29 protein-coding genes are annotated in these 26,230 nt (G+C 62.4%); 17 read left to right on the top strand and 12 right to left on the bottom strand.

What is annotated here, in order from left to right; all coding sequences use genetic code 11:
• Window positions 1-24: 24 nt before the first annotated feature.
• Both LK03_RS01675 and tldD read left to right on the top strand, forming a co-directional pair.
• Window positions 25-876, top strand: a complete 852-nt coding sequence (locus LK03_RS01675; protein WP_038410808.1) for a carbon-nitrogen hydrolase family protein — start codon at window positions 25-27, stop codon at window positions 874-876.
• Between the two features lie 2 nt (window positions 877-878).
• Window positions 879-2,318: a metalloprotease TldD gene (gene tldD, locus LK03_RS01670; protein ID WP_038410807.1), complete on the top strand. Its 1,440-nt coding sequence runs from the start codon at window positions 879-881 to the stop codon at window positions 2,316-2,318.
• A gap of 54 nt (window positions 2,319-2,372) precedes the next feature.
• Here the strand turns inward: tldD and yjgA are convergent, their stop codons facing one another.
• On the bottom strand, window positions 2,373-2,894 hold the full coding sequence (gene yjgA / locus LK03_RS01665; RefSeq protein ID WP_038410806.1) for a ribosome biogenesis factor YjgA: 522 nt from the start codon (window positions 2,892-2,894) through the stop codon (window positions 2,373-2,375).
• Window positions 2,895-3,002: 108 nt separating this feature from the next.
• Here yjgA and pmbA point away from each other — a divergent pair, with 108 nt between their 5' ends.
• The gene (pmbA, locus tag LK03_RS01660) at window positions 3,003-4,349 is read left to right on the top strand and encodes a metalloprotease PmbA (RefSeq protein ID WP_038410805.1); all 1,347 of its coding nucleotides are present in this window, start codon (window positions 3,003-3,005) and stop codon (window positions 4,347-4,349) included.
• A gap of 136 nt (window positions 4,350-4,485) precedes the next feature.
• Here the strand turns inward: pmbA and LK03_RS01655 are convergent, their stop codons facing one another.
• A complete protein-coding gene (locus tag LK03_RS01655) occupies window positions 4,486-5,136 on the bottom strand; it encodes a hypothetical protein (RefSeq protein WP_156109505.1) in 651 nt (216 codons plus the stop codon).
• A 2,194-nt stretch (window positions 5,137-7,330) separates the two neighbouring features.
• Entirely contained in the window at window positions 7,331-8,251 is a 921-nt protein-coding gene (locus LK03_RS22705) for a toxin VasX (RefSeq protein ID WP_346423484.1), read from the bottom strand.
• A 419-nt stretch (window positions 8,252-8,670) separates the two neighbouring features.
• On the opposite strand from LK03_RS22705, the gene LK03_RS01640 reads away from it, so the two are divergent.
• Genes LK03_RS01640 through LK03_RS01620 form a run of 5 tightly spaced genes read left to right on the top strand, consistent with a single transcriptional unit; the run spans window position 8,671 to window position 12,446 of the window.
• Window positions 8,671-9,072 carry a FagA protein gene (locus LK03_RS01640; protein WP_156109504.1) on the top strand — a complete coding sequence of 134 codons (402 nt, stop codon included), beginning with the start codon at window positions 8,671-8,673 and terminating at the stop codon, window positions 9,070-9,072.
• The gene (locus LK03_RS01635; RefSeq protein ID WP_038410801.1) at window positions 9,065-10,441 is read left to right on the top strand and encodes a class II fumarate hydratase; all 1,377 of its coding nucleotides are present in this window, start codon (window positions 9,065-9,067) and stop codon (window positions 10,439-10,441) included. Before LK03_RS01640 ends, LK03_RS01635 begins: the two co-directional genes overlap by 8 nt.
• A 25-nt stretch (window positions 10,442-10,466) precedes the next feature.
• Complete coding sequence (locus LK03_RS01630; protein WP_028695168.1) at window positions 10,467-10,928, top strand: DUF2753 family protein; 462 nt, start codon at window positions 10,467-10,469, stop codon at window positions 10,926-10,928.
• A gap of 1 nt (window position 10,929) precedes the next feature.
• On the top strand, window positions 10,930-11,541 hold the full coding sequence (locus LK03_RS01625) for a superoxide dismutase (RefSeq protein ID WP_038410800.1): 612 nt from the start codon (window positions 10,930-10,932) through the stop codon (window positions 11,539-11,541).
• 11 nt (window positions 11,542-11,552) lie between these two features.
• Window positions 11,553-12,446 (top strand): ZIP family metal transporter, encoded by an 894-nt coding sequence (locus tag LK03_RS01620; protein ID WP_038410799.1) that lies wholly within the window; start codon window positions 11,553-11,555, stop codon window positions 12,444-12,446.
• Between the two features lie 20 nt (window positions 12,447-12,466).
• Here LK03_RS01620 and LK03_RS01615 read toward each other — a convergent pair whose 3' ends face one another.
• From LK03_RS01615 to LK03_RS01575, 9 genes are all read right to left on the bottom strand, one after another.
• Window positions 12,467-12,739: an HPr family phosphocarrier protein gene (locus tag LK03_RS01615; protein WP_038410798.1), complete on the bottom strand. Its 273-nt coding sequence runs from the start codon at window positions 12,737-12,739 to the stop codon at window positions 12,467-12,469.
• A 20-nt stretch (window positions 12,740-12,759) separates the two neighbouring features.
• On the bottom strand, window positions 12,760-13,614 hold the full coding sequence (gene rapZ / locus LK03_RS01610; RefSeq protein WP_028695172.1) for an RNase adapter RapZ: 855 nt from the start codon (window positions 13,612-13,614) through the stop codon (window positions 12,760-12,762).
• Window positions 13,615-13,616: 2 nt separating this feature from the next.
• On the bottom strand, window positions 13,617-14,081 hold the full coding sequence (gene ptsN, locus LK03_RS01605) for a PTS IIA-like nitrogen regulatory protein PtsN (RefSeq protein WP_038410797.1): 465 nt from the start codon (window positions 14,079-14,081) through the stop codon (window positions 13,617-13,619).
• A gap of 12 nt (window positions 14,082-14,093) precedes the next feature.
• Window positions 14,094-14,402 carry a ribosome hibernation-promoting factor, HPF/YfiA family gene (gene hpf / locus LK03_RS01600; protein WP_038410796.1) on the bottom strand — a complete coding sequence of 103 codons (309 nt, stop codon included), beginning with the start codon at window positions 14,400-14,402 and terminating at the stop codon, window positions 14,094-14,096.
• A gap of 78 nt (window positions 14,403-14,480) precedes the next feature.
• On the bottom strand, window positions 14,481-15,974 hold the full coding sequence (locus tag LK03_RS01595) for an RNA polymerase factor sigma-54 (protein WP_038410795.1): 1,494 nt from the start codon (window positions 15,972-15,974) through the stop codon (window positions 14,481-14,483).
• Window positions 15,975-16,151: 177 nt separating this feature from the next.
• Window positions 16,152-16,877 carry an LPS export ABC transporter ATP-binding protein gene (lptB, locus tag LK03_RS01590; RefSeq protein ID WP_038410794.1) on the bottom strand — a complete coding sequence of 242 codons (726 nt, stop codon included), beginning with the start codon at window positions 16,875-16,877 and terminating at the stop codon, window positions 16,152-16,154.
• Window positions 16,878-17,402: a lipopolysaccharide transport periplasmic protein LptA gene (gene lptA, locus LK03_RS01585; RefSeq protein WP_028695177.1), complete on the bottom strand. Its 525-nt coding sequence runs from the start codon at window positions 17,400-17,402 to the stop codon at window positions 16,878-16,880.
• Window positions 17,389-17,964, bottom strand: coding sequence for an LPS export ABC transporter periplasmic protein LptC (gene lptC / locus LK03_RS01580; RefSeq protein ID WP_038410793.1), 576 nt, complete (start codon window positions 17,962-17,964; stop codon window positions 17,389-17,391). The genes lptA and lptC overlap by 14 nt, the downstream gene beginning before the upstream one ends.
• Before the next feature lie 166 nt (window positions 17,965-18,130).
• Complete coding sequence (locus LK03_RS01575; protein WP_038410792.1) at window positions 18,131-19,105, bottom strand: KpsF/GutQ family sugar-phosphate isomerase; 975 nt, start codon at window positions 19,103-19,105, stop codon at window positions 18,131-18,133.
• Between the two features lie 243 nt (window positions 19,106-19,348).
• Between LK03_RS01575 and LK03_RS01570 the strand changes: the two genes are divergently transcribed.
• From LK03_RS01570 to hisD, 9 genes are all read left to right on the top strand, one after another.
• On the top strand, window positions 19,349-20,158 hold the full coding sequence (locus LK03_RS01570) for an ATP-binding cassette domain-containing protein (RefSeq protein ID WP_038410791.1): 810 nt from the start codon (window positions 19,349-19,351) through the stop codon (window positions 20,156-20,158).
• Complete coding sequence (gene mlaE / locus LK03_RS01565; RefSeq protein ID WP_038410790.1) at window positions 20,158-20,955, top strand: lipid asymmetry maintenance ABC transporter permease subunit MlaE; 798 nt, start codon at window positions 20,158-20,160, stop codon at window positions 20,953-20,955. The genes LK03_RS01570 and mlaE overlap by 1 nt, the downstream gene beginning before the upstream one ends.
• Window positions 20,955-21,440: an outer membrane lipid asymmetry maintenance protein MlaD gene (gene mlaD, locus LK03_RS01560; RefSeq protein ID WP_028695182.1), complete on the top strand. Its 486-nt coding sequence runs from the start codon at window positions 20,955-20,957 to the stop codon at window positions 21,438-21,440. Before mlaE ends, mlaD begins: the two co-directional genes overlap by 1 nt.
• Window positions 21,441-21,449: 9 nt before the next feature.
• Window positions 21,450-22,103, top strand: a complete 654-nt coding sequence (locus tag LK03_RS01555) for an MlaC/ttg2D family ABC transporter substrate-binding protein (protein WP_038410789.1) — start codon at window positions 21,450-21,452, stop codon at window positions 22,101-22,103.
• Entirely contained in the window at window positions 22,100-22,405 is a 306-nt protein-coding gene (locus LK03_RS01550; protein WP_038410788.1) for an STAS domain-containing protein, read from the top strand. Before LK03_RS01555 ends, LK03_RS01550 begins: the two co-directional genes overlap by 4 nt.
• Before the next feature lie 114 nt (window positions 22,406-22,519).
• Window positions 22,520-22,759 carry a BolA family protein gene (locus tag LK03_RS01545; RefSeq protein WP_028695185.1) on the top strand — a complete coding sequence of 80 codons (240 nt, stop codon included), beginning with the start codon at window positions 22,520-22,522 and terminating at the stop codon, window positions 22,757-22,759.
• A gap of 25 nt (window positions 22,760-22,784) precedes the next feature.
• Window positions 22,785-24,050 carry a UDP-N-acetylglucosamine 1-carboxyvinyltransferase gene (murA, locus tag LK03_RS01540; protein WP_038410787.1) on the top strand — a complete coding sequence of 422 codons (1,266 nt, stop codon included), beginning with the start codon at window positions 22,785-22,787 and terminating at the stop codon, window positions 24,048-24,050.
• A gap of 92 nt (window positions 24,051-24,142) precedes the next feature.
• On the top strand, window positions 24,143-24,778 hold the full coding sequence (gene hisG, locus LK03_RS01535; protein ID WP_038410786.1) for an ATP phosphoribosyltransferase: 636 nt from the start codon (window positions 24,143-24,145) through the stop codon (window positions 24,776-24,778).
• Between the two features lie 125 nt (window positions 24,779-24,903).
• Window positions 24,904-26,229, top strand: a complete 1,326-nt coding sequence (gene hisD / locus LK03_RS01530) for a histidinol dehydrogenase (protein ID WP_038410785.1) — start codon at window positions 24,904-24,906, stop codon at window positions 26,227-26,229.
• Window position 26,230: the final 1 nt, after the last annotated feature.

The following is a 26,230-nucleotide window of genomic DNA, read 5'->3' as shown; positions in this document are numbered from 1 at the left end:
TCGGACAGAGCCTAGGAGCCGGTCATGAGTATCGCGGTCATCCAGATGGTCAGCCAGGACGACGTCCTGACCAACCTGCACAGCGCCGCACGTCTGTTGCAGCAAGCCGCCGAGGGCGGCGCGCGGCTGGCGGTATTGCCAGAGAATTTCGCTGCCATGGGCCGGCGCGACGCCGCCGCCATTGGCCGCAGCGAAGCGCTGGGCGATGGGCCGATCCTGCCTTGGTTGAAACACACCGCCCGCGCCCTCAGGTTATGGATCGTGGCCGGCACCTTGCCATTGCCCCCGGTCGATCAGCCTGACGGCAAGGCGTGTGCCTGTTCGCTGCTGATCGATGACCACGGCGAGATCGTCGCCCGTTACGACAAGCTGCACCTGTTCGATGTCGATGTGAGCGATAACCGCGGCCGTTACCGCGAATCGGACGATTACGCCCAGGGTGGGCAGGTGGTGGTAGCCGATACCCCAGTGGGACGCTTAGGGCTGACGGTCTGTTACGACCTGCGCTTTCCCGAGCTGTACAGTGCCTTGCGCGCCGCCGGCGCCGAGCTGATCAGCGCGCCTTCGGCGTTCACCGCGGTGACTGGCGCGGCGCATTGGGAGGTGCTGATTCGGGCACGTGCCATCGAAACCCAGTGCTACCTGCTGGCCGCTGCCCAGGGCGGAATACACCCCGGCCCGCGCGAGACCCACGGCCAGGCCGCCATCGTCGACCCCTGGGGACGCATCGTCGCCCAGCAGGCGCGCGGTGAAGCGGTGTTGCTGGGGCGGCGCGATGCCGATGAACAAGCGTCGATACGGACGCGAATGCCGGTGTTCGAACACCGGCGCTTTTTCTCGCAGGACGCCTTGCGGCCTGCGCACACCTTGGAGTGACTATGAGCCAGATGTTATCCACCGTCAGCGAGCAACTCCTGGCCCCGGGCGGTTTGACCCTGGACAGCCTGCAAAGCGTCCTGGGCGGCCTGGCAGGGCCCGGTATCGATGCCGCCGACCTGTACTTTCAGGGCCAGGTCTCGGAAACCTGGGCTCTGGAAGACGGCATCGTCAAGGAAGGCAGCTTCAACCTCGACCAGGGCGTGGGCGTGCGTGCCCAGTCCGGCGAGAAGACCGGTTTTGCCTACAGCAACGCCATCAACGTCGAAGCCCTGACCTCGGCCGCCACCGCTGCGCGTTCGATCTCCCGCGCTGGCCAGCAAGGTCGTGTGCAGGCGTTCCGCAGCCAGGACGTCACCGCGTTGTACGTCGCCGACAATCCCCTGGCTGTACTGACGCGCGCCGAGAAGGTCGAGCTGCTCAAGCGCGTCGACGCCGCCACCCGTGCACTCGATCCACGTATCCAGCAGGTCAGCGTGAGCCTGGCGGGCGTCTGGGAACGCATTCTGGTCGCCGCCAGCGACGGTAGCCTGGCTGCGGATGTTCGCCCGCTGGTGCGCTTCAACGTCAGCGTCATCGTCGAGCACAACGGTCGCCGCGAGCGGGGCGGGCAGGGTGGTGGCGGGCGTACCGACTACCGCTATTTCACCGAAGAAAAAGTCATGGGCTATGCCCGCGAGGCGCTGCGTCAGGCGCTGGTCAACCTCGAAGCGGTGGCGGCGCCTGCCGGTACCTTGCCGGTGGTGCTGGGGTCGGGTTGGTCAGGGGTGCTGCTGCACGAAGCGGTCGGCCACGGCCTGGAAGGCGATTTCAACCGCAAGGGCAGCTCGGCCTTCAGCGGGCGTATCGGCCAGCAGGTGGCCTCCACGCTGTGCACCATCGTCGATGACGGCACGCTCGAGGGGCGTCGCGGTTCGCTCAGCGTCGACGATGAAGGCACCCCCACCGAATGCACCACGCTGATCGAGAACGGTGTGCTCAAGGGCTACATGCAGGACAAGCTCAACGCGCGTCTGATGGGCATGGCGGTCACCGGTAACGGTCGCCGTGAATCCTATGCGCACCTGCCGATGCCACGCATGACCAACACCTACATGCGCGCTGGCGAAAGCGACCCGGAAGAAATCATTCGCTCGGTCAAGCGCGGCCTGTACTGCGCCAACCTCGGCGGCGGGCAAGTGGACATCACCAGCGGCAAGTTCGTCTTCTCCACCAGCGAGGCGTACCTGATCGAAGACGGCAAGATCACCGCTCCGGTCAAGGGTGCGACCCTGATCGGCAATGGCCCGGAGGCGATGCGCGGTGTGTCGATGGTGGGTAACGACCTGGCCCTGGACAGTGGTGTCGGTACCTGCGGCAAGGATGGTCAGTCGGTGCCTGTGGGGGTCGGTCAGCCGACCCTGAAGCTCGATGCGATTACCGTCGGTGGGACTGGGGCGTGAGTGACGCCCTAGGGGGGCGCTGTCTGCGCCCCCGCTTGCGGGGCAGTGCCGGGCTCAGCGCAGGCCGCGCTGCAGCTCGTCGAGGTCACGGATGTACTTGAACACCTTGCGCGCCGCCGCCGGCGGCTTGTTGCGGGCTTTTTCATGCTGGGCATGGCGCACCAGCGAGCGCAGGTGCTGGCGGTCGGTGTCGGGGTACTCGTTGACGAAGCGCTCGAGGTCTTCGTCGGTGCCGTCGACCAGCCGGTCGCGCCAGCGCTCGAGGTTGTGGAAGCGTTCGTTGTACTGGCGGCTGGAAGTGTCGACCTGTTCGAACACCGCGTTGATCGCGTCCAGGTCCTGGTCGCGCATCAGCTTGCCGACGAACGACATGTGCCGTTTACGGGCAATGTGCGAGGTGTGCTTGCTGGCATCGGCCAGGGCCTTGCGCAGGGCGTCGGTCAACGGCAGGCGGGCCAGGGTATCGGCCTTCAGGGTGGTCAGGCGCTCGCCCAGTTCGACCAGCGCATGCAGCTCGCGCTTGATCTGAGTTTTGCTTTTTTCGCCGTCGAAGGCGTCGTCGTATGAATCAACCATGGTGGCAGTCCGCAGGAAATCGCCGCCATGATAACCAGTCGGGGGCCGCTTGTCCGGCCCGGTCTATGAATGGCCTTCGCCGAACGCAGAATTTGATTGGAGATAACCATGAGTGCAGTCCAGAGCGTAGGCCCCAAGGACCTGCCGGTGTTGCAGGAGCAGGTCGAGGCGATCGTCGCCGAAGCACGCCGCCAGGGTGCCAGTGCCTGCGAAGTGGCGGTTTCCCTCGAGCAGGGGCTGTCTACCACCGTGCGCCAGCGGGAAGTGGAAACCGTCGAATTCAACCGCGACCAGGGCTTTGGCATCACCCTGTACCTGGGGCAGCGCAAGGGCTCGGCGAGCACCTCGGCCAGTGGCGCCGACGCCATCCGCGAAACCGTCGCCGCGGCCCTGGCCATCGCCAAACACACCTCCGAGGACGAATGCGCCGGCTTGGCCGATGCCGCACTGATGGCCCGCGAGGTGCCTGACCTGGACCTCTACCACGCCTGGGATATCAGCCCCGAGCAGGCCATCGCACAGGCGCTGGCCTGTGAAGCGGCCGCGTTCGAGGCCGACCCGCGCATCGTCAACGCCGATGGCACCACCCTCAACACCCACCAGGGCGTGCGGGTCTACGGCAACAGCCACGGCTTCGCCGGCGGCTACGCATCGACCCGGCACAGCCTGAGCTGCGTGATGATCGCCGAGGGTGACGGGCAGATGCAGCGCGACTACTGGTACGACGTGCAGCGCCAGGGCCATCTGCTGGCCGATCCGCGCAGCATCGGCCAACGCGCCGCACAACGCGCCGCCAGCCGCCTCGGCGCACGCTCGGTGCCTACTTGCGAAGTACCGGTGCTGTTCTCGGCAGAATTGGCGGGCGGGCTGTTCGGCAATTTCATGTCGGCGATTTCCGGTGGCAACCTGTACCGCAAGTCGTCGTTCCTCGAAGGCAGCATCGGCCAGCGCCTGTTCCCCACTTGGCTGACCCTCGACGAACGCCCACACATTCCGCGTGCCCTGGGCAGTGCCGGCTTCGATGGCGACGGTCTTGCGACTTACGCCAAGCCGTTCGTGGAAAACGGCGAGCTGGTGTCGTACATTCTCGGCACCTACTCGGGTCGCAAACTAGGCCTGCCCAGCACGGCCAACTCCGGTGGTGTGCACAACCTCTATGTCACCCATGGCGTGGAAGACCAGACAGCGCTGATCCGCCGCATGGGCCGCGGCCTGCTGGTCACCGAACTGATGGGCCACGGCCTGAACATGGTTACTGGCGATTACTCACGCGGCGCGGCCGGCTACTGGGTCGAGAACGGCGAGATTCAGTTCGCCGTGCAGGAAGTGACTATTGCCGGCAACATGAAAGACATGTTCCAGCAGATCGTTGCCATCGGCAGTGACGTTGAGACCCGCAGCAATATCCATACGGGCTCGGTGCTGATCGAGCGGATGATGGTTGCGGGGAGTTGATGGCCTCGTCCGGGTGAGCGGGCTTGCTGCCCGGTCATTCAAAGCGCACCTCCTGAGCCCCTGCCAGTGCTGAACACTGGCAGGGGCTTTTGATGTCAGGCCCCGGGGTTTCTCGATCAACTGCGGGCGTACCTGCTCACGAATCGATCCGCTCTCCATTCACCCGAATCACCGGCTTGCGCTGGTCGCGGAAGCCGCACAACGTGTCGATCTCTTTTGGAAACTTCGCATAGGGCACGTTGTACTGGATGAAGTTTTCGAAGCTGTCGGGGTAGGCGTTGATCAGCAGCCAACCGAGCCAGAGCGGAATCGTTATCGGCGCTTTGAGCAGCCCATAGGGTTTTGCCAACGTGCGACGCAGGCCGGCGTACCAGTCACGGTAAGGTTGCAGTGCTTCCTCTCGACGGCTTAGTCGTGGGGGGATGGGTGGGGGTTTAGGCAATCCTTCGGGACCGTGTTCCATGAAGGCCTGGAGATAGGAAAATAGAGACTTGGCTGAGCGGTCACCGTCGAATACACCGAGATTTCCGCATGCGGCACAGATTTCGGAGGGTGGGTCCATGTTGTAGTCCACGCCAATAAGATAAAGCGGGTGTCGGGTGACAAAGCCTGTCGGCGTCATGATGGGAATGTAGCCTGCCAGGACTTCGAGATGATCCCAGTCAAGGGTGTGAAGGCGCGTTTGACCGGGGAAGACGATGTAGACCTTGCGCGTTAACCGGTGGATGCGTATGTAGGCACCGCGCGTGCGGTGGGTGCCGCCGGCGAAGTAGAAGATGGCTGCCATCATAGGGAGCGTGGCCGCTGATAGGATGATCTTGATTGTCGTTTCTAATGTGAGCCGCTCTATGCCGTATATGTAAAATATGACTGGCAATAGAGCAATCGTAACTATTATAGAGATGGCAAGCGCCCCTGACGCACCGCGCTGATGCCAATTCGCATACGTTTCAAGTTCGACGGCTCTGCTGTTTATCCTTCGCACACCATCCGGTTGCGCAGTTTCGCCAGTAGGCCAGTCCTTATATAGTCTGGTTCCGCCAAAGCGAAGGCTCTTAGGCAGGCGTTTGATTCCTGGCTTCATAGCGGACCCACCAGAGGCTGGAGCATACCCGATTCGATTGGATCGATTAACCAAGTGCCTGCTTTGAAGATCAGGGGTTCAGGTGCGCACAGTGGTGTCAACATTAGATGAGGCAGGCGTGTAGGGTCAGGAATATATACATATTCAAGTTTGACGTGGGCGAACTGATGCATCTGAATCGACCAGCCGCATTCCTCGGCACTGAATCCTAAAGAGGTAATCAAGCACTCCTGTTGGTAGTCGAGCGGGTTGGAACCGGCATATATGATCGGTCCATCGATACGCTCAAGTGATCTGTTACCTCTATGGAAAGACAGTCGAGTCTGGAACCGATCCCCCGGAGCACCTTCTATTCCAGGGAGCCAGCAATGAATGTATAAGGTGCCTATCGGGTGACCGGATCGCTGCTCCCATTTCGCAACGATGCGAGGTCGGTAGTACAGCCCATACACCGCTTCCAATTCTTTTGCGTTGCTATAGCGGCTGCGATCGATACCCCAGGCGCTGTGTTTGAGCCATATCTCGGCAGGGCCGTGCTTTGTGATGTCGACACCCATCGCAAATGCAAAGGTCGCGATAGTAGCTAGGAGTGCTACGACGGCCCATCCCGCTATCCCAAGTCCCATAACGAGCACCGCACCTGCACCACTTAATCCTGTGGCCGCAGCCACGCCGCCTCCCCAGGTTGCAATGGTGAGGATGCCCGCAGAGATTGCTGAGCCGAGAAACATGAGTCCCTGCGCGCGGTTGCTGTTGTCGAATGCTTGCATTGATTTCACTAGGTCTGAAATAGCCACCAAGCCCGCTCCGAGAGCACCGAAAGTAGCTACACCGCGTTTAGCCGAAAAAATTTTCGCGCTATTAGCCAGCGTTTCATTCCCGCGCATGGCGGCGCTCACTGCAACCGCTCTTGCGCTGATCTCGATAACCGCCCCTATCAGTGCACTTACTGCACCCGCAAAATGAATAACAGCGGACACTGGTTCGTTATTGGCGCTCAGTTCTCTAGAGGCATTCCTCATCCCCACAACCGCCAAATACCCCCCCAACCCCGTAAACAAATGCCCCGCCGGCTCCCGCATTCGTTTCACCGCATTCATGAACGGATTCCCCTCCAGTTCCATCGCCCGTGGTGGTGGCAGCGCTGGTCGATCCTTGGGCGGAATGTCGATCTCGTGGTAGCTGGTCTCGCCAATCTTGACCCATTCATAGACGGGGATTCGGATGGTCAAGTCGAACTGCGTGACCTTCGGCGTCGGTACTTTCCAGCCTTGGGCTCTGGCGGCCTCCAGGCTTTGGTGGCCCTGGAACTCATAAGCGGCCCGTTGCAGGTCTGCCAGGCTCATTTCGTACCGGACCAGAGTGACGTTGGCCCTGATCTCCATCACATGCCGCAAGCGGGGTATCAGCACGTCCGCGCGTTTGGCCGCGGGTATCGCTTGCAGCAGACCGATCAGGGCGTTGGTGGCCGGGGTGATGGCATGTTCTTCCATGAAGGCGTCCAGTACCTGGAAGGTGCTCTTGGCCAGCCCCCCGGCACTGTCGCGCAAGCGATCGAGGAGCAGGTCACTGCCATTGGTCAGCGCCAGCCAATAGGGGCTGCTGTCCACGGGCATGTCGATCAGCTGGGCCAGCATCTGCGTGCCGCGCTGGGTGTGCACCAGGGCGCCGATACACTGGAAAACCGCCTGCTCATAGGCACGGGCCGTGGGGATCACGCGGGTATCGAAGCAGCGCAGCGCCTTGCCCAGCAGCTTGACCGGATTCATTAGCGCCACCCAGGCGATGGCATCGTTCACCGCCAGGGCGATGGTTTCATCGAAGGCGTTGATGCGCTCGGCGTACTCGGCGGGAAATGCCATGGCGTCAGTGTATTTGACGAGCTTTTTCTGCCGGATCAGCGCATTGGCTCCCTCTTCGGAATAAGCAGCCTGCTTGTGCATGGCCTCGAAGTAGTTGCTGATGAGCGTCGCGCTCTGCAGGGCGTGGGCATTCTGGCCGGCATACTTCGTCTTGCGCTCCACCGCGCTGCTGACCAGGTAATGCAGCTCGCTGGCAATGCCGATGGGATCGGGCGGGCAACGGCCAGCGGCGTGATATCGCGGCGTCCGTAGAGTCCGGCATGGAGGCCCTGGATGATGGCTTTGTAGTCAGGTGCGGTGTTGGGAAACTGGGTTTCGCTCCACTCGAAGTGCCTGGGCGTGCTGTAGCCTCTGGGCACCAGTTCCGGGGTGGCATTGCCGACCAGCGCGGCATTGAAGGCATGGGGCTGCTCAGGCCCGGCCGCGGGGTCGAGCCTGACGGCGAGGGTGTCGCGCAGGCCATCCTGATTGGTTTCGATGGCCCACAGCGCACGGTGGCTGAGCAGCGTGTCGCTGATCATCACGTACACCTGCTCGGCGATATGGCTTTGCGGGGCTTGCAGGTAGGGCCTGGCTTGATGGGTTTCAGGCACGCATTGGCGACCTGGGGTGGCATTGGTTTCGTCGCAGCGGTCCCACCAGATGCGGGCGAAGCGGATGTCCTCGGTGACCTGATAGTGCTGGGTCCACATGCGCCCGTCTTTGAAGTAGCACAGGTAGACGTAGCTGCCAGGGCGCAATAAGCGCAGGCCATAGGCTTTGCCTGAGCCAAGGGCGGGATAGCCGTCGGTGCAGAGGGTGGGGAAGATGCTGGGTTCGAGCGGCGTGTCGACGATCCCGTAGCGCAACGGATAGAGCGGGATACTGGGTTCGCACGGCGGGTGCATGATACCGACGCCGACTTCCTTCTGATTAGGCCGGTTGGTGCCGAGGGCGATCTTGTACAGGCTCGTCATGCCTATACCTCGAGGGTCATTGCTGTGGACGATTTCAACAGGGCGGGCCTCCAATGAGGACGGACCCGAGCGGTCGTCCGTGGCGTCAAGTGGCAGTGACCCTATTTAGAAGCATCGTCCAAAGCTGAAAACTGGGAACGGTCTGAGAAGCGTGCAGGAAGCATCCTGTTCTGGCGTTGAGAGGCCAGGAAACCCGCAAAAGCAGGTGATAAATGCCGTCCAGAGGGGGATATGCCACGTGTAACAACCATGCCGATCGTGCTAGCGGCAGAGGGGCACCCCAACACCGCGTTGCGACCTCCGCGCAAAACCATCACGCGCGCAATGAGGAGGTGGTCATCACGGAGATTCGAGGAACGGAACTTGAAGTGATTCCGTTTATCAATTAATAATGAATATCATTACCCAGCAACTGGCCGATGTCGTTCATGAAAACCATCCTCCACGAATTGCCCTACCTGGAAAACTGGCGCTGGCTCAGTCGCCGCATCCGCTGTGCCATCGAGCCTGACGAGCCGCGCCTGATCGAGCATTACCTTGCCGAAGGCCGCTACCTGGTGTGTTGCACCGAAACCTCGCCGTGGACGGTGGCGCTGACCTCGTTCCGCCTGCTGCTCGATACCGCCTGCGACCGCATGCTGCCCTGGCACTGGCGTTCCCAGTGCCTGGATCAGGCCTGGCGGCCGCTGCTCGACCTGCGCAACCTCGACCGCCGCGAGGACAACCAGCGCTGGCAGCCCTACGCCCTGCAACTGGCCAGCTGCAAGTTGCTGCCGTCGATCTCCCACGAAGAACTGATGCAAGGATTCGAACATGAGTGATACCCGTATCGAGCGTGACAGCATGGGCGAACTGCAGGTGCCGAGTCAGGCCCTGTATGGCGCCCAGACCCAACGCGCGGTCGATAACTTCCCGGTCAGTGGTCAGCGCATGCCGGTGCAGTTCATTCGCGCACTGTTGCTGGCCAAAGCTGCCGCGGCCAAGGCCAACGTCAAGCTCGAACAGATCAGCGCGGATCAGGGCCAGGCCATCGTCAAGGCGGTCGAGCAACTGCTCGAGGGTGATTTCATCCAGCATTTTCCGGTGGATGTGTACCAGACCGGTTCCGGCACCAGCTCGAACATGAACGCCAACGAGGTCATCGCCACCCTCGCCAGCCGTGTCCAGGGCGCCCCGGTCAATGCCAACGACCACGTCAACTGCGGGCAAAGCAGCAACGACATCATCCCCACCACCATCCATGTCAGCGCCGCCCTTGCGGTGCACGAGCAACTGTTGCCGGCCCTGCAGCACCTGACGGCGACCATCGATGCCAAGGCGCAGCAGGTCCATCAGCACATCAAGACCGGCCGCACCCACCTCATGGATGCCATGCCGGTGCGCATGAGCCAGGTACTCGGTGGCTGGTCGGCGCAGATCAAGGCTGCCCAGGCCCGCATCCAAGCGCTGTTGCCGGCGTTGCAGGCTCTGGCCCAAGGGGGTACCGCAGTCGGGACCGGCATCAATGCCCACCCACGTTTCGCCGCAGGGTTCGCGGCCGAACTGAGCGCGCTCAGCGGCATCGAGTTCACCCCCGGTGACAACCTGTTCGCCCTGATTGGCTCGCAGGACACCGCCGTGGCGCTGTCCGGGCAACTGAAGACCGCCGCCGTGGCGTTGACCAAGATCGCCAACGACCTGCGCTGGATGAACTCGGGTCCGCTGGCCGGGCTTGGCGAAATCGAACTGGAGGCGTTGCAGCCGGGGTCCTCGATCATGCCGGGCAAGGTCAATCCGGTGATTCCGGAAGCGACCGCCATGGTCGCCGCTCAGGTGATCGGCAATGACGCGACCATCGCCATCGCCGGTCAGTCGGGCAACTTCGAGTTGAACGTGATGCTGCCGGTGATCGCCCGCAACCTGCTGGAGAGCATCGAACTGATGGCCAATGTCAGCCGCCTGCTGGCCGACAAGGCCGTCGCCAGCTTCAAGGTCAACGACGCCAAGCTGAAGGAAGCGCTGTCGCGCAACCCGATTCTGGTCACCGCGCTGAACCCCATCATCGGCTACCTGAAGGCTGCCGAGATCGCCAAGACCGCCTACAAGCAGGGCAGGCCGATCATCGAGGTGGCGCTTGAGCACACCGACCTGTCGCGCGACCAGCTGGAAACCCTGTTGGACCCGGAAAAACTGACGGCCGGCGGCATCTGAGCCGCCTCACATCGAGGAGATCGTCATGCAGCACTGGAAACGTACCACGCAACTGGCCAACCACCTGTTCGAACAGGGCGAGCTGGTCGATGCCCGGGAACACTACCTCCAGGCGTTGGCGCTGGCCCAGGTGCTGTTCGAGCGCTGGCATGACGTCGACGAGGCGGTGGCGGTGTTCGTCATCGCTCACCACAATCTGGCCGACCTTCACCTGCGGCTCAATCAGCCCCATGAAAGCGCCGACTACCTGTGTTCGGCACACCAACGCCTGCTCCAGGCCAGTCAGGAAGCGCGCTTGCCACAAGCATTGCGCGAAGCGGCGCTGCGCCACAGCGCGCGGACCTACACCGAACTGCTGAATTTCATCGCCGAATATGGCCAATACCCGCGTACCGAGCGGCTGCTCAATCGCAACGCCGCTGCAGCCAGCGAACTGGCAGCGCAGCTCGACGTGACCTCCGCACACCCTGCCTACGGAATTCATTGAAATGTCCCATACCTTGCCTGCATTGCCCTACGCCTACGATGCCCTGGAACCGCACATCGATGCGCAGACCATGGAAATCCACCACACCAAGCACCACCAGACCTACGTCAACGGCCTCAACGCCGCGGTCGAAAACACCGAATGGGCTGACTGGCCGGTGGAAAAACTGGTCGGTGCGGTCAAGCAACTGCCGCAACACCTGCAAGGCCCGGTGACCAACCATGGCGGTGGTCATGCCAACCACAGCCTGTTCTGGAAGGTCATGTCGCCCAATGCTGGTGGCGCTCCGCAGGGTCAGTCGGCTGCGGCCATCGACCAGCAACTGGGGGGCTTCGAAGCCTTCAAGGAAGCCTTCACAAAAGCTGCACTGACGCGTTTCGGCAGCGGTTGGGCCTGGCTCAGTGTCACACCGGAGAAAAAACTGGTCGTCGAGAGCAGCGGCAACCAGGACAGTCCGTTGATGCACGGCAACACGCCGATTCTCGGACTGGACGTCTGGGAACACGCCTACTACCTCAAGTACCAGAATCGTCGGCCGGAATACATCGGTGCCTTCTACAACGTCATCGACTGGGCAGAAGTCGAACGTCGCTACCTCGAAGCGACCAAGTGAGCTGATTGCCTATGCGCTCACAGGTAATGTCGGTCAGCAGCGTGCGCCTGTTCAGGCAGGCGCTGGGTACGTTGCTGGTGCTGGTGGGTACAGCGTTGTTGCTGGCACGCGGCATTGCCTGGCTCGACCTCGAGCCACGCATGATGCGCGCCCTGGAAGGGGGCGCGTTATGTGCGCTGGGCACGGCCCTGGGTGCAGTACCGGTGCTGGTGATCCGCAACATGCCGGTAGCCGTTGCCGATACGCTGCTTGGCTTCGGGGCCGGGGTAATGCTGGCGGCCACCGCCTTCTCATTGATCATCCCGGGGCTCGGTGCCGCGCAGGCCATTGGTTACAGTCCATGGGGCGCCGGTGCGTTGGTCAGCGCCGGTCTGCTGGGTGGCGCGCTGTGCCTGTTCCTGGTCGACCTCAAGGTCTCCGGCGCCTCGCCTGAAGCGCTGGTCGGCCACGGTGATGAGCCGGTGATCGCCGCGCGGATCTGGCTGTTCGTGATCGCCATCATCGCGCACAACGTGCCGGAGGGCATGGCCATTGGCGTTTCTGCAGGCGGTGGCATGCCGGACGCCGACAGCCTGGCCATGGGCATCGCCTTGCAGGATGTGCCAGAGGGACTGGTGATTGCGCTGGTGTTGGCAGGGGCGGGGATGTCGCGCTTCAAGGCCTTCGCCATCGGCGCCGCGTCCGGGTTGGTCGAGCCGGTCGCCGCCGTGCTGTGTGCCTGGCTGGTGAACGTCGCTGAGCTGCTACTGCCGCTGGGACTGGCCTGCGCGGCGGGGGCGATGTTGCTGGTGGTGACCCAGGAAATCATTCCTGAATCGCGCAGCAACGGCCATCACCGCCTGGCCAGTCTTGGATTGTGCATCGGCTTTTGTCTGATGATGGTGATGGACACCGCAATGTCCTGAACATGATCGACGAAGTCGCCTTACTCGCCTTCGTCGAACTTGTTGTCGATCAGCTCGACCAATGCCTGCAGGGCGTCATCGGCCTGCTCACCTTCGGTGTCGAGGTGTACCTGGGTGCCTTTGCCCGCCGCCAGCATCATCACTGCCATGATGCTCTTGCCATCGACCAGCTTGTCTGGCGCTCGACCGACCCTGACCTGACAAGGAAACCGCCCGGCCACGCCGACGAACTTGGCGGCCGCCCTGGCATGCAGACCCAGCTTGTTGATGATGGTGATTTCACGGGCGGGCATCGTAGGGTGGATCCTGTGGGCTAGAGGTCGCGGTGGCGGACCTGGACGTTTTTCAGGGATTGCTGCAGGAACTGGCCGAGCCGCTCGGTGAGGTACACCGAACGATGGTGGCCGCCGGTACAGCCAATGGCGATGGTGACGTAGGCGCGGTTGCTGGCGGCGAAGCGTGGCAACCACTTGATGAGATAGGCGGAAATGTCCTGGAACATTTCTTCGACGTCGGGCTGCGCGGCCAAGTAATCGATCACCGGCTGCTCGAGGCCAGAATGGTTGCGCAACTCGGCCTTCCAGTAGGGGTTTGGCAAGCAGCGCACATCGAACACCAGGTCGGCATCCACCGGCATGCCGCGTTTGAAGCCGAACGACTCGACCAGAAATGCAGTGCCGGGCTCGGGCTGGTTGAGCAGGCGCAGCTTGAGTGAGTCGCGCAGTTGGTAGAGATTGAGACGGCTAGTGTCGATTTTCAGGTCAGCCAGGTCGGCGATGGGGCCGAGCAGGCCGCTTTCGTCGCGGATGGCTTCGGCCAGCGAGCGGTTGGCGTTGGTCAGCGGGTGGCGTCGACGGGTTTCGGAAAAGCGTTTGAGCAGGGTGTCTTCGTCAGCGTCCAGATACAGCACGTCACATTGGATGTGCCGTGAGCGGGCTTCTTCGAGCAGGGCAGGGAAGCGCGAAAGATGCCCTGGCAAGTTGCGGGCATCGATGGACACGGCGACTTTCGGCTGTTGCAGTTCGGTATTGAGCAGGATCTTCTCGGCCAATTGCGGCAACAACCCGGCAGGCAGGTTGTCGATGCAGTAATAGCCGTGGTCTTCGAGCACGTTCAGCGCGGTGCTTTTACCGGAGCCGGAGCGGCCGCTGACGATGATCAGACGCATGCTCAGGCCTCGTTCTGCACATCCAGGACGACCTGGTACAGGGCCTCATTGCTATTGGCGGCACGCAGACGTTCGCGCACTTCCTTGCGATCGAGCATGCTGGCTATCTGGCGTAGCAGTTCGAGGTGGGCATCCGTGGCGGCTTCCGGGACCAGCAGCACGAACAACAGGTCGACCGGTGCGCCATCGATGGCGTCGTAATCGATGGGCGAATCGAGGTGCAGCAATGCACTCACCGGCACGCTGCAGCCGGGGAGGCGACAATGGGGGATGGCGATGCCGTTGCCAAAACCGGTGGAACCGAGTTTTTCACGGGCCACCAGTTTTTCGAAGATGTCTTGCATCTCCAATTCTGGAACCTGTTCGGCAATGACCGTGGCGACCTTTTCCAGGGCGCGCTTCTTACTGCCGCCCGGCGCGTTCGCGAGGGAACGGCCGGGGGTCAGGATGGTTTCAAGTCGGATCATGGATGAGAGAGGTCAGCGGGCCGCTGCGCCTTGCAGCAGGCTTTGCTGTTTTTCCTTGTGTTTTTTCAGTTGGCGGTCGAGCTTGTCGGCCAGGGCGTCGATCGCTGCGTACATGTCTTCGTGTTCAGCATTGGCAACCACCTCACCACCTGGAATCTGCAAGGTCGCCTCGACCTTCTGCTGCAGTTTCTCGACCTTCATGATGACCTGCACGTTGGTGATCTTGTCGAAGTGACCCTCCAGACGTTTGAGCTTCTGTTCGACATACTCGCGCAGCGGTGGGGTGACTTCTACATGGTGTCCACTGATGTTGACTTGCATACAGCTTCTCCTTCATTGCCGGTGCAGAAAGTGGCAGGTGTTGCACCTGCCACTGGAACGCGTTGGCACATCCAGCCGCTACATCAGTCGCTTTCGCTCGCTCGAGGGGGCAATGCCCAGAGATTCGCGGTATTTGGCGACGGTGCGACGAGCGACCTGGATGCCTTGTGCTTCCAGTAAACCAGCGATCTTGCTGTCACTCAATGGCTTTTTCTGATTTTCCGCAGCGACCAGTTTCTTGATGATCGCGCGGATCGCCGTGGACGAGCATTCGCCCCCTTCGGCGGTGCTGACGTGGCTGGAGAAAAAGTACTTGAGCTCGTAGATACCCCGCGGCGTATGCATGTATTTCTGCGTGGTCACCCGGGAAATGGTCGACTCGTGCATGCCTACCGCTTCGGCGATGTCGTGCAGCACCAATGGCTTCATCGCCTCGTCGCCCTGATCGAGGAAACCGCGCTGGTGCTCGACGATCTGGGTGGCGACCTTCATCAGGGTTTCATTACGGCTTTGCAGGCTCTTGATGAACCAGCGCGCTTCCTGCAACTGGTTGCGCATGAAGGTGTTGTCGGCGCTGGTGTCGGCGCGACGGACGAAACCGGCGTACTGTGCATTGACCCGCAGGCGCGGCACCGCTTCCTGGTTCAGCTCGACCAGCCAGCGCTCGTTGTGCTTGCGCACGATGACGTCGGGCACCACATACTCGGGCTCGCTCGACTCGATCTGCGAGCCGGGACGCGGGTTGAGGCTCTGCACCAGCTCGATGACCTGACGCAGTTCGTCTTCCTTGAGCTTCATGCGCCGCATCAACTGGCTGTAGTCGCGGCTGCCGAGCAGGTCGATGTAATCGCTGACCAGGCGCTGCGCCTCACTCATCCACGGCGTGCGAGCGGGCAACTGGCGCAGTTGCAGCAGCAGGCATTCGCTCAGGCTGCGCGCCGCGATACCGGCCGGTTCGAACTGCTGGATGCGATGCAGAACCGCTTCGACTTCATCGAGTTCGATATCCAGTTCGGGGTCGAAGCCTGCGCAGATTTCGTCGAGGCTGTCTTCCAGATAGCCCTGGGGATTGATGCTGTCGATGAGGGTCACGGCGATCATGCGGTCGACGTCCGACATCGGTGCCAGATTGAGCTGCCAGAGCAGATGGCTCTGCAGGCTCTCACCGGTGGAGGTGCGGGTGGTGAAGTCCCACTCGTCATCGTCGCTGCTGGGCAGGCTGCTGGCGCTGGTCTGGTAGATGTCCTCCCAGGCCGTGTCCACTGGCAGCTCGTTGGGAATTCGCTCGCTCCACTCGCCGTCTTCGAGGTTCTCGTTGGGCGCGGTGGTTTCCTGGAAGGAGGTGTCTTGCGTCTCGGCGGCCGGCTTGTGTTCGGCGTTGTCGGCCATCGGGTCGTTGCTGTCGAAGTCGTCGCCTTCTTCCTGGCGCTCGAGCATCGGGTTGGATTCCAGGGCTTCCTGAATTTCCTGCTGCAGGTCCAGAGTAGAAAGCTGAAGCAGACGGATGGCCTGTTGCAACTGCGGGGTCATCGTCAGTTGCTGGCCCATTTTTAGGACGAGCGATGGTTTCATGGCTGGGGCTAAATACCTTGTTCGCCGGCGCACAAGCGCCATCCACTACACGAAGGCGCCGCGGCGCCGAGTCTAGCAAGTTGTATGCCTGAAACGCGCGCATTTGCCTAGAGCGCCATGGCAATTAAAGCCGCATTCAGGCCCTTGACACCCGGCTTCGGGCCTTGCCATCTGAGCTCAGAGTCGGAACTCGTGGCCCAGGTAGACCTCCTTGACCAGATCGTTGGCCAAAATCGTGTCCGAATCACCTTCCGCGATCAGTTGACCATCATTGACGATATAGGCCGTTTCGCAGATGTCGAGCGTCTCGCGCACGTTGTGGTCGGTGATCAGCACGCCAATGCCCTTGGCCTTAAGGTGATGAATGATCTGCTTGATATCACCCACGGAAATCGGGTCAACCCCGGCGAAGGGTTCATCGAGCAGGATGAACTTGGGCGCAGTCGCCAGTGCTCGGGCGATTTCAACGCGACGGCGTTCACCGCCGGACAGGCTCATGCCAAGGTTGTCGCGAATATGGCTGATGTGGAATTCCTGCAACAGGCTCTCGAGCTCTTGCCGACGACCTTCCGCATCCAGCTCCTTGCGCGTCTCGAGGATCGCCATGATGTTGTCGGCCACCGACAGCTTGCGGAAGATCGAGGCTTCCTGTGGCAGGTAGCCGATGCCTGCGCGGGCGCGGCCATGCATGGGCTGATGGCTGACGTCGAGGCTGTCGATCAGGACGCGACCCTGGTCCGCCTGGACCAGGCCGACGATCATGTAGAAACAGGTGGTCTTGCCCGCCCCGTTGGGGCCGAGCAGACCGACGATCTGCCCGCTGTCGATCGACAGGCTGACATCGCGCACCACTTGCCGGCCTTTATAGCTCTTGGCCAGGTGCTGAGCTTTGAGAGTCGCCATTTACTCGGCCTTCTTCTTCGGCTGAATGACCATGTCGATCCGCTGACGCGGCGCAGTGACCTTGCCGCCGCGGCCTGCGGTGGCGATCTGCGACTTGGTGTTGTAGACGATCTTCTCGCCCTCGGTGGTGTTGCCTTCGTTCTCGACCTTGGCGCGGTCGGTGAGCACCACCAGGTCTTTCTGCGCCTGGTACTGGATGGTCACGGCCCAGCCTTTCATCTTGTCGGGCTTGGCGGCGTTCTGCTGCTGTTCGAAGTACGCCAGGTTGCCCACCGAGGTCACGACGTCGATGTCGCCGGACTGGGCACGGGTGATGGTGACGGTGTTGCCTTTGATCATCATCGAACCTTGGGTGATGATCACATCGCCGGTATAGGTGGCGACGCCTTGTTTGTCATCCAAATGGGCGTTGTCGGCCTGGATGCGGATCGGCTTGTCACGGTCGGTCGGCAGGGCCCAAGCGCTCGCGCTTCCCAGTGCTGCGCTCAGGCTGAGCAAAAAGGGGAGGGTTTTAACGAGCCTCATACTGTCCTCTTACGTTGGACAGCAGGTCCATCCTGCCGTCTTTCAGGTACGCTTTCATTCCTTTACCCGTAGTCGTCCCACCGGCGCCGTCGATTCTAACGGCTTGCTCGGTCTGCGCATATTGCTTCTGCGGGAACACGGTCATGCGGGTACTGGTGATCAGGGTATTGCGGTTCTGTTCATCGGTGCGCGAAATACGCACCGAGTCTATCAGTTCCACCTCGGTGCCATCGGGATTGACCTCGGCCCGTTCGCTTTGCACATGCCATGGAAACGTCGTGCCTCGGTACATCTGCAGGTCAGGTTTGCTGACCAGGGTCATTTCGCTGACCTTGACGTGTTCGATCCTGTCGGCAGTCATTTCGTACTGGCGTTTGCCGTCGGGCAGGAACTGCACGCTGTGGGCGTTGATTGCATAGTAGTCGATGGCGTTCTCATCGACCTGCGCGACTGGCTTGTCGTCGAGAAAGCTTTCCGGGCTGACGTTCCAGTAGCCGACCGCGGCGAACAAGACGGCTATCACGCTGAACAGCGCAATGTTTCTGGCTTTTTTGCTAAGCATGTGCGGCTCTACAGGTAGTGGGCGTTGGCGAATCCGGGGGCACCGGGCCGCGTGGAGGGCGCGCAAGGCGCCACGTCGTGCCTGGGCTCAGGGCGTTGGAGCCAGCGACAGGTAGCGAGGTTCAGTTCCTGCGGGCTGCGAACCGGCGATTGCGATGGGTGGGACATTACATCACCCCCGCGCGCAACAGGTCGTGCATGTTCAGCGCGCCGATCGGGCGGCCACTGCCGTCCGTCACCACCAGGGCGTTGATCTTGTGCTGCTCCATGAGTTTCAGGGCTTCGGCGGCCAGGGCCTGGGCCTGCACGGTCTTGCCGTGCACGGTCATCACCTGCTCGATGGGCGTGGTGTGAACATCGATGCTGCGATCCAGGGCCCGCCGCAGGTCACCATCGGTGAACACCCCGGCCAGGGCTCCGTCGGCCTCGAGCACCACGGTCATGCCCAGGCCCTTGCGCGACATTTCGAACAGGGCGTCCTTGAGCAGGGTGCCGCGTTGCACATGGGGCAGCCTGGCATCGGCATGCATGACATCCTCGACTTTCAGTAGCAGGCGCCGACCCAGCGCACCGCCTGGATGCGAGAACGCGAAATCTTCGGCGGTGAAGCCGCGTGCTTCGAGCAGGGCAATGGCCAGGGCGTCGCCAAGTACCAACGCGGCGGTGGTCGAGGAGGTGGGCGCGAGATTGAGCGGGCAAGCTTCGTGCTCGACCCGCGCGTCGAGGTTGGCCTCGGCGGCCTGGGCCAGGATCGAATCGGGGTTGCCGGTAAGGCTGATGAGCGGGATGCCCAGACGTTTGACCAGGGGCAGCAGGGTCAGGATCTCGGCCGTGGTGCCCGAATTGGACAGGGCCAGGATCACGTCTTCGCGGGTGATCATGCCCATGTCGCCGTGACTGGCTTCGGCCGGATGAACGAAGAACGCCGGAGTGCCGGTACTGGCCAGGGTGGCGGCGATCTTGTTGCCGATATGCCCTGACTTGCCCATGCCCAGGACGATGACGCGGCCCTTGCTGGCCAGGATCAGCTCGCAGGCTCGCACGAAACGTGCGTCGATGCGGGCCTCGAGGCCCTGTACGGCTTCGAGCTCCAGGCGCAAGGTGCGCTGGGCGGATTGGACAAGCTCGAGGGTTCTGCTCATGGTCGAAAATAGAGTTCGCGGGAAAGGCGGCGATTATAGCTGCAATGCACGAAACCCTCACCTTTGATCGTCAGCATGAAACTTTATAAAGCTGTCTATGGCCTGAATGACACCGGCGATAGCCTTGGGATGGGCCTCCCAGCAGTGGTATAGTTCGCGGCTATCCGGCCCGCCAGGGATGCGTGTGTCTTCCACCTGAAGGCGTGCGTCCATGAAGACGAGGCTGTATCGCAAGGAGTCTAGATGAGTGGGGATAGCGCCTACGCGGTCGAGTTGAAGGGTCTGTCCTTCAAGCGCGGTTCGCGCAGTATTTTCAACGACGTCGACATACGTATTCCTCGTGGCAAAGTCACCGGCATCATGGGGCCGTCCGGCTGCGGCAAGACCACGTTGCTGCGTCTGATGGGCGCGCAGTTGCGCCCTTCGGCAGGTGAAGTGTGGGTCGGTGGGCAGAATCTGCCGAGCCTGTCGCGCAATGACCTGTTCGACGCGCGCAAGCAGATGGGCGTGCTGTTCCAGAGCGGTGCACTGTTCACCGACCTGGACGTGTTCGAGAACGTGGCCTTCCCGCTGCGCGTGCACACCGAGCTGCCCGAGGAAATGATCCGCGATATCGTGCTGATGAAGCTGCAGGCCGTTGGGCTGCGCGGTGCCATTGGCCTGATGCCCGATGAGTTGTCCGGGGGGATGAAGCGCCGTGTCGCGCTGGCCCGGGCCATCGCGCTCGACCCGCAAATTCTCATGTACGACGAGCCGTTCGTGGGCCAGGACCCGATCGCCATGGGCGTGTTGGTGCGCCTGATTCGCCTGCTCAACGACGCCCTGGGCATCACCAGTATCGTGGTGTCCCATGACCTTGCCGAAACCGCCAGCATCGCCGACTACATTTATGTCGTAGGCGATGGTCAGGTGCTGGGGCAGGGCACCCCGGCCGAGCTGATGGGCTCGGATAACCCGCGTATTCGCCAGTTCATGAAGGGCGATCCCGACGGCCCGGTGCCATTTCACTTTCCTGCGCCTGACTATCGCGCCGATCTGCTGGGGGCGCGTTGATGCGCAACACTTCCATACTCGAACGCATCCGTCTGTTTGGCCGCGCCGCCATCGACATCGTCGCCGTTCTGGGCCGCTCGTGCCTGTTCCTCGGCCATGCCCTGGTGGGGCGTGGCGGGATCGGCGGTGGTTTCTCGCTGCTGGTCAAGCAGCTGTACTCGGTCGGCGTGCTGTCGCTGGCGATCATCGCCGTGTCGGGCGTGTTCATCGGCATGGTGCTGTCGCTGCAGGGCTACAGCATCCTCACCAAGTACGGTTCGGAGCAGGCGGTCGGGCAGATGATCGCCCTGACCCTGCTGCGTGAACTGGGGCCGGTGGTCACCGCACTGCTGTTCGCCGGCCGTGCCGGCTCGGCGCTGACGGCGGAAATCGGCAACATGAAGTCGACCGAGCAGTTGTCGAGCCTGGAAATGATCGGCGTCGATCCGCTCAAGTACATCGTCGCGCCACGTCTGTGGGCCGGCTTCATTTCCCTGCCGTTGCTGGCGCTGATCTTCAGCGTGGTCGGCATCTGGGGCGGCTCGTGGGTCGCCGTGGACTGGCTGGGGGTCTATGAGGGCTCGTTCTGGGCCAACATGCAGAACAGCGTGTCGTTCAGCGGCGACGTGCTCAATGGGGTGATCAAGAGCCTGGTATTCGCCTTCGTGGTGACCTGGATCGCCGTATTCCAAGGCTATGACTGCGAGCCCACGTCCGAGGGGATCAGTCGCGCCACGACCAAGACCGTAGTTTACGCCTCGCTGGCCGTCCTGGGTCTGGACTTCATTCTGACCGCCTTGATGTTTGGAGACTTCTGATGCAAAACCGCACCCTGGAAATCGGTGTCGGCCTGTTCCTGCTGGCCGGGATTCTGGCGTTGTTGCTCCTCGCGCTCCGCGTCAGCGGGCTGTCTGCGAGCCCTGCGAGCGACACCTACAAAGTTTATGCCTATTTCGACAATATCGCCGGTCTTACGGTCAGAGCCAAAGTGACCATGGCGGGTGTGACCATCGGCAAGGTCACCGCCATCGATCTGGATCGCGACAGTTACACCGGGCGAGTCACCTTGCAGTTGGAGCAGAGCGTCGACAACCTGCCGACCGACTCCACTGCTTCGATTCTCACCGCCGGCCTGCTGGGCGAGAAGTACATCGGCATCAGCGTCGGTGGCGAAGATCAGGTGCTCAAGGAAGGCAGTACCATCCACGACACCCAGTCATCGCTCGTGCTCGAAGACCTGATCGGCAAATTCCTGCTCAATTCGGTCGGCAAAGAAGCCAAAGAAGCCCCCCCAGCTAATTAAGGAGTCTCCATGATTTCGATTCTGCGACGTGGCCTGCTGGTGCTGTTGGCAAGCCTGCCCATGCTGGCCATGGCGGCACCAGGCCAATCGGCCCATGAGGTGATCACCAGCACCACCGACGCGCTGTTGTCCGACCTGAAGGCCAACAAGGAGCGTTACCGCTCCGACCCTCAGGCCTTCTACAACTCGCTCAACAGCATTCTGGGGCCAGTGGTCGATGCCGATGGCATTTCCAGGAGCATCATGACCGTCAAGTATTCGCGCAAGGCGACCCCTGCGCAGATGCAGCGCTTCCAGGAGAACTTCAAGCGTAGCCTGATGCAGTTCTATGGCAACGCCCTGCTCGAGTACAACAACCAGGGCATCACCGTGGACCCTGCGCGCAGCGATGATGGCGAACGCGCCAGCGTGACCATGAAGGTGGCCGGCAACAACGGCGCGACCTATCCGGTGCAGTACACCCTGGTCAAGCTGGGCAGCGAGTGGAAGGTGCGCAACGTGATCGTCAACGGCATCAACATCGGCAAGCTGTTCCGTGACCAGTTCGCTGACGCCATGCAGCGCAACGGCAACGACCTCGACCGCACCATCGACAACTGGGCCGGTGAAGTGGCCAAGGCCAAGCAGACCGCCGACAGCTCGCCGGACAAGGAAGTGCAATGAACCAGGCGGGTGTAAGCATGACCGAGCAAGGCGTTCTGCGCCTGACCGGTGTGCTCGACTATCGCAGCGGGCCTGCGCTGCGCAAGCAGGGGGCGGTGCTGATCGCCGCCTGCAAGGGCCCTCAGGTGGTGCTCGACTGCAGCGCGGTGAGCCACTCCAGCAGCGTCGGTCTCTCGCTGTTGCTAGGCTTCCTGCGTGATATCACCGGCGCCGGCAAGTTCTGCGAGCTGCGTGGCTTGCCCCAGCACATGCGAGAAATCGCCGAGGTCTACGATCTCGATCAAGTGCTGGCCGACTTCTGAGTCGGCCAGCAGCGCAGCCCCCCGGTCAGCGCGCCCGCTGTTGGGCTTCGCAGGCGGGGGGCTTTTTTGTATCATGGCCGACCCCCGCGCACTGGGCGCCGATTGAGGTTGAACATGCAGGCCGTAGACGTTAAGAGCTTCCTTGAAGAGAAATTGCCGGGAACCCGGGTCGAAGTAGAAGGCCAGGGCTGCAATTTCCAGCTGAACGTGATCAGCGATGAGCTGGCCGGGCAGAGCCCGGTCAAGCGCCAGCAAGCGATCTACGCTCACCTGAACCCATGGATCGCCGACGGCAGCATCCACGCGATCACCATGAAATTTTTCAGCAGCGCAGCCTGGGCTGAGCGCACCTGAGCCTAACTTTGGCGGCGAGATTCCGATGGACAAACTGATTATCACTGGCGGCGCTCGCATCGACGGCGAGATCCGCATCTCCGGGGCGAAGAACGCCGCCCTGCCCATTCTGGCCGCAACCCTGCTGGCCGACGGCCCGGTCACGGTCGGCAACCTGCCGCACCTGCACGACATCACCACCATGATCGAGCTGTTCGGACGCATGGGCATCGAGCCTGTGATCGACGAAAAGCTGGCCGTGGAAATCGACCCGCGCACCATCAAGACCCTGGTCGCGCCGTACGAGCTGGTCAAGACCATGCGCGCCTCGATTCTGGTCCTGGGGCCGATGGTCGCGCGTTTCGGCAAGGCTGAAGTGGCCTTGCCGGGTGGTTGCGCCATCGGCTCGCGTCCGGTCGACCTGCACATCCGTGGCCTGGAAGCCATGGGCGCGAAGATCGAGGTCGAAGGTGGCTACATCAAGGCCGAAGCGCCGGAAGGCGGGCTGCGCGGCGCGCATTTCTTCTTCGACACCGTGAGCGTCACCGGCACCGAGAACATCATGATGGCTGCCGCCCTGGCGCGTGGCCGCAGCGTGCTGCAGAACTCAGCCCGTGAGCCGGAAGTGGTGGATCTGGCCAACTTCCTCATCGCCATGGGCGCGAAAATCCAGGGCGCCGGCACCGACACCATCACCATCGACGGCGTCGAACGTCTGCACTCGGCCCGCTACCGGGTCATGCCAGACCGCATCGAGACCGGCACCTACCTGGTCGCAGCGGCCGTGACCGGCGGGCGGGTCAAGGTCAAGGACACCGATCCGACCATCCTTGAAGCCGTACTGGAAAAACTCAAGGAAGCTGGCGCCGAGATCACCACCGGTGAAGACTGGATCGCCCTGGACATGCACGGCAAGCGGCCCAAGGCCGTCAACCTGCGGACTGCGCCGTACCCGGCGTTCCCCACCGACATGCAGGCGCAGTTCGTCTCCCTCAACGCCATTGCCGAAGGCACCGGCGCGGTGATCGAGACGATCTTCGAGAACCGCTTCATGCACGTGTACGAAATGCACCGCATGGGCGCGCAGATTCAGGTCGAGGGCAACACCGCCATCGTCACCGGTACCACCACGCTCAAGGGCGCGCCGGTCATGGCCACCGACCTGCGCGCCTCGGCCAGCCTGGTATTGTCGGCGTTGGTCGCCGAGGGTGACACGCTGATCGACCGCATCTACCACATCGACCGTGGTTATGAGTGCATCGAGGAAAAACTGCAGATGCTGGGCGCCAAGATCCGCCGCGTACCGGGCTAATCTGTGACCGGCGCAGGGACGCGCCAGCCGAATCGAATACGGTCGGGCCTTGGGTCCGGCCGGCTGCAGCCGCTTAAGGAACGACGTTTCCCATGTTGACCATCGCGCTATCCAAGGGCCGTATTCTCGATGACACCCTGCCGTTGCTGGCAGAGGCCGGTATCGAGCCGACCGAGAACCCGGACAAGAGCCGCAAGCTGATCATCCCCACCACTCAGGACGACGTGCGCCTGCTGATCGTCCGCGCCACCGACGTGCCGACTTATGTCGAGCATGGCGCCGCCGACCTGGGTGTGGCGGGCAAGGACGTGCTGATGGAATACGGCGGCCAGGGCCTGTACGAGCCGCTCGACCTGCAGATCGCCCAGTGCAAACTGATGACCGCAGGTGCTGTCGGTGCTGCCGAGCCCAAAGGGCGCCTGCGCGTCGCCACCAAGTTTGTCAACGTCGCCAAGCGCTACTACGCCGAGCAGGGCCGTCAGGTCGACATCATCAAGCTGTACGGCTCGATGGAACTGGCGCCGCTGATCAACCTGGCCGACAAGATCATCGACGTCGTCGACACCGGCAACACGCTGCGCGCCAATGGCCTGGAGCCGCAGGAACTGATCGCCACCATCAGTTCGCGCCTGGTGGTCAACAAGGCATCGATGAAGATGCAGCATGCGCGAATTCAGCACCTCATCGAAGCGCTGCGCGGCGCGGTCGAGTCTCGACACCGCGGCTGACTTGCGCGCGACCCGCTGGGGTCGCGCCCGTCCCTCCGCGTCACTGCCCGTCGTTCAGGTGCCCGCGCGGATGGGGCGGTCGTTTCGGGCGCCTGAACACCCGCTAATCAATCGAGGCCCACGCCATGACCGTGTCTACTGCAATTGCCCGTCTCAACGCTGCCGATGCCGAGTTCGCCCGACATCTGGATCATCTGCTGAGCTGGGAAAGTGTTTCCGATGACGCGGTCAACCAGCGCGTGCTCGACATCATCAAGGGTGTGCGTGAGCGCGGTGACGCGGCGCTGGTGGAATACACCCAGCGCTTCGACGGCGTACAGGCCAGCGGCATCGCTGACCTGATCCTCGGCCGCGAGCGCCTGGAAATGGCCTTGACGCGTATTTCGCCTGCGCAGCGCGCTGCGCTGGAAAAGGCCGCCGAGCGCGTGCGCATCTACCATGAGCGGCAGAAGCAGGACTCCTGGCAGTACACCGAAGCCGATGGCACGGTGCTCGGACAGAAGGTCACGCCGCTCGATCGCGCCGGTCTGTACGTGCCGGGCGGCAAGGCGTCGTATCCCTCGTCGGTGCTGATGAACGCCATTCCCGCCAAGGTCGCCGGGGTTGCCGAGGTGGTGATGGTGGTGCCGACTCCGCGTGGTGAAGTCAACGAGCTGGTGCTGGCTGCGGCGTGCATCGCCGGGGTCGACCGGGTATTCACCGTGGGCGGTGCGCAAGCGGTGGCGGCGCTGGCCTATGGCACCGAAAGCGTGCCGCAGGTCGACAAGATCGTCGGCCCAGGCAACATCTACGTGGCCACCGCCAAGCGTCATGTCTTTGGCCAGGTGGGCATCGACATGATCGCCGGTCCCTCGGAAATCCTCGTGGTCTGCGACGGTCAGACCGACCCGGACTGGATCGCCATGGACCTGTTCTCCCAGGCCGAGCACGACGAAGACGCCCAGGCGATTCTGGTCAGCCCGGATGCCGAGTTCCTCGACCGCGTTGCGGCCAGCATCGACAAGCTGCTGCCAACCATGGAACGCGCCGAGATCATCGAAAAATCCATCAATGGCCGCGGCGTGTTGATCCAGGTGCGTGATATGCAGCAGGCCATCGAGGTCGCCAACCGCATTGCGCCCGAGCACCTGGAGCTGTCGGTGGCCGATCCGCAGGCTTGGTTGCCGCACATTCGACACGCCGGGGCGATCTTCATGGGTCGCCACACCAGCGAAGCCCTGGGCGACTACTGCGCCGGCCCCAACCACGTGCTGCCGACCTCAGGCACCGCGCGCTTCTCGTCGCCGCTGGGGGTGTATGACTTCCAGAAGCGTTCGTCGATCATCTACTGCTCCGAGCAGGGCGCTTCCGAGCTTGGCCAGACCGCTTCGGTGCTGGCCCGTGGCGAATCGCTGACCGCCCACGCCCGCAGCGCCGAATACCGCATCCTCGACCAAGACAAGGGGAACTGAA

Origin of the sequence: Pseudomonas cremoricolorata (assembly GCF_000759535.1) — a bacterium.
GTDB classification, from domain to species: Bacteria; Pseudomonadota; Gammaproteobacteria; order Pseudomonadales; family Pseudomonadaceae; genus Aquipseudomonas; species Aquipseudomonas cremoricolorata_A.
Note: the sequence above shows the minus strand (reverse complement) of the source record. Positions and strands in the feature narration are given on the sequence as shown.

Coding starts and splice junctions, on each gene's coding strand:
- LK03_RS01675 (WP_038410808.1), top strand. CDS start 25: ATGAGTATCGCGGTCATCCAGATGGTCAGCCAGGACGACGTCCTGACC.
- tldD (WP_038410807.1), top strand. CDS start 879: ATGAGCCAGATGTTATCCACCGTCAGCGAGCAACTCCTGGCCCCGGGC.
- yjgA (WP_038410806.1), bottom strand. CDS start 2,894: ATGGTTGATTCATACGACGACGCCTTCGACGGCGAAAAAAGCAAAACT.
- pmbA (WP_038410805.1), top strand. CDS start 3,003: ATGAGTGCAGTCCAGAGCGTAGGCCCCAAGGACCTGCCGGTGTTGCAG.
- LK03_RS01655 (WP_156109505.1), bottom strand. CDS start 5,136: ATGGCAGCCATCTTCTACTTCGCCGGCGGCACCCACCGCACGCGCGGT.
- LK03_RS22705 (WP_346423484.1), bottom strand. CDS start 8,251: ATGACGAGCCTGTACAAGATCGCCCTCGGCACCAACCGGCCTAATCAG.
- LK03_RS01640 (WP_156109504.1), top strand. CDS start 8,671: ATGTCGTTCATGAAAACCATCCTCCACGAATTGCCCTACCTGGAAAAC.
- LK03_RS01635 (WP_038410801.1), top strand. CDS start 9,065: ATGAGTGATACCCGTATCGAGCGTGACAGCATGGGCGAACTGCAGGTG.
- LK03_RS01630 (WP_028695168.1), top strand. CDS start 10,467: ATGCAGCACTGGAAACGTACCACGCAACTGGCCAACCACCTGTTCGAA.
- LK03_RS01625 (WP_038410800.1), top strand. CDS start 10,930: ATGTCCCATACCTTGCCTGCATTGCCCTACGCCTACGATGCCCTGGAA.
- LK03_RS01620 (WP_038410799.1), top strand. CDS start 11,553: ATGCGCTCACAGGTAATGTCGGTCAGCAGCGTGCGCCTGTTCAGGCAG.
- LK03_RS01615 (WP_038410798.1), bottom strand. CDS start 12,739: ATGCCCGCCCGTGAAATCACCATCATCAACAAGCTGGGTCTGCATGCC.
- rapZ (WP_028695172.1), bottom strand. CDS start 13,614: ATGCGTCTGATCATCGTCAGCGGCCGCTCCGGCTCCGGTAAAAGCACC.
- ptsN (WP_038410797.1), bottom strand. CDS start 14,081: ATGATCCGACTTGAAACCATCCTGACCCCCGGCCGTTCCCTCGCGAAC.
- hpf (WP_038410796.1), bottom strand. CDS start 14,402: ATGCAAGTCAACATCAGTGGACACCATGTAGAAGTCACCCCACCGCTG.
- LK03_RS01595 (WP_038410795.1), bottom strand. CDS start 15,974: ATGAAACCATCGCTCGTCCTAAAAATGGGCCAGCAACTGACGATGACC.
- lptB (WP_038410794.1), bottom strand. CDS start 16,877: ATGGCGACTCTCAAAGCTCAGCACCTGGCCAAGAGCTATAAAGGCCGG.
- lptA (WP_028695177.1), bottom strand. CDS start 17,402: ATGAGGCTCGTTAAAACCCTCCCCTTTTTGCTCAGCCTGAGCGCAGCA.
- lptC (WP_038410793.1), bottom strand. CDS start 17,964: ATGCTTAGCAAAAAAGCCAGAAACATTGCGCTGTTCAGCGTGATAGCC.
- LK03_RS01575 (WP_038410792.1), bottom strand. CDS start 19,105: ATGAGCAGAACCCTCGAGCTTGTCCAATCCGCCCAGCGCACCTTGCGC.
- LK03_RS01570 (WP_038410791.1), top strand. CDS start 19,349: ATGAGTGGGGATAGCGCCTACGCGGTCGAGTTGAAGGGTCTGTCCTTC.
- mlaE (WP_038410790.1), top strand. CDS start 20,158: ATGCGCAACACTTCCATACTCGAACGCATCCGTCTGTTTGGCCGCGCC.
- mlaD (WP_028695182.1), top strand. CDS start 20,955: ATGCAAAACCGCACCCTGGAAATCGGTGTCGGCCTGTTCCTGCTGGCC.
- LK03_RS01555 (WP_038410789.1), top strand. CDS start 21,450: ATGATTTCGATTCTGCGACGTGGCCTGCTGGTGCTGTTGGCAAGCCTG.
- LK03_RS01550 (WP_038410788.1), top strand. CDS start 22,100: ATGAACCAGGCGGGTGTAAGCATGACCGAGCAAGGCGTTCTGCGCCTG.
- LK03_RS01545 (WP_028695185.1), top strand. CDS start 22,520: ATGCAGGCCGTAGACGTTAAGAGCTTCCTTGAAGAGAAATTGCCGGGA.
- murA (WP_038410787.1), top strand. CDS start 22,785: ATGGACAAACTGATTATCACTGGCGGCGCTCGCATCGACGGCGAGATC.
- hisG (WP_038410786.1), top strand. CDS start 24,143: ATGTTGACCATCGCGCTATCCAAGGGCCGTATTCTCGATGACACCCTG.
- hisD (WP_038410785.1), top strand. CDS start 24,904: ATGACCGTGTCTACTGCAATTGCCCGTCTCAACGCTGCCGATGCCGAG.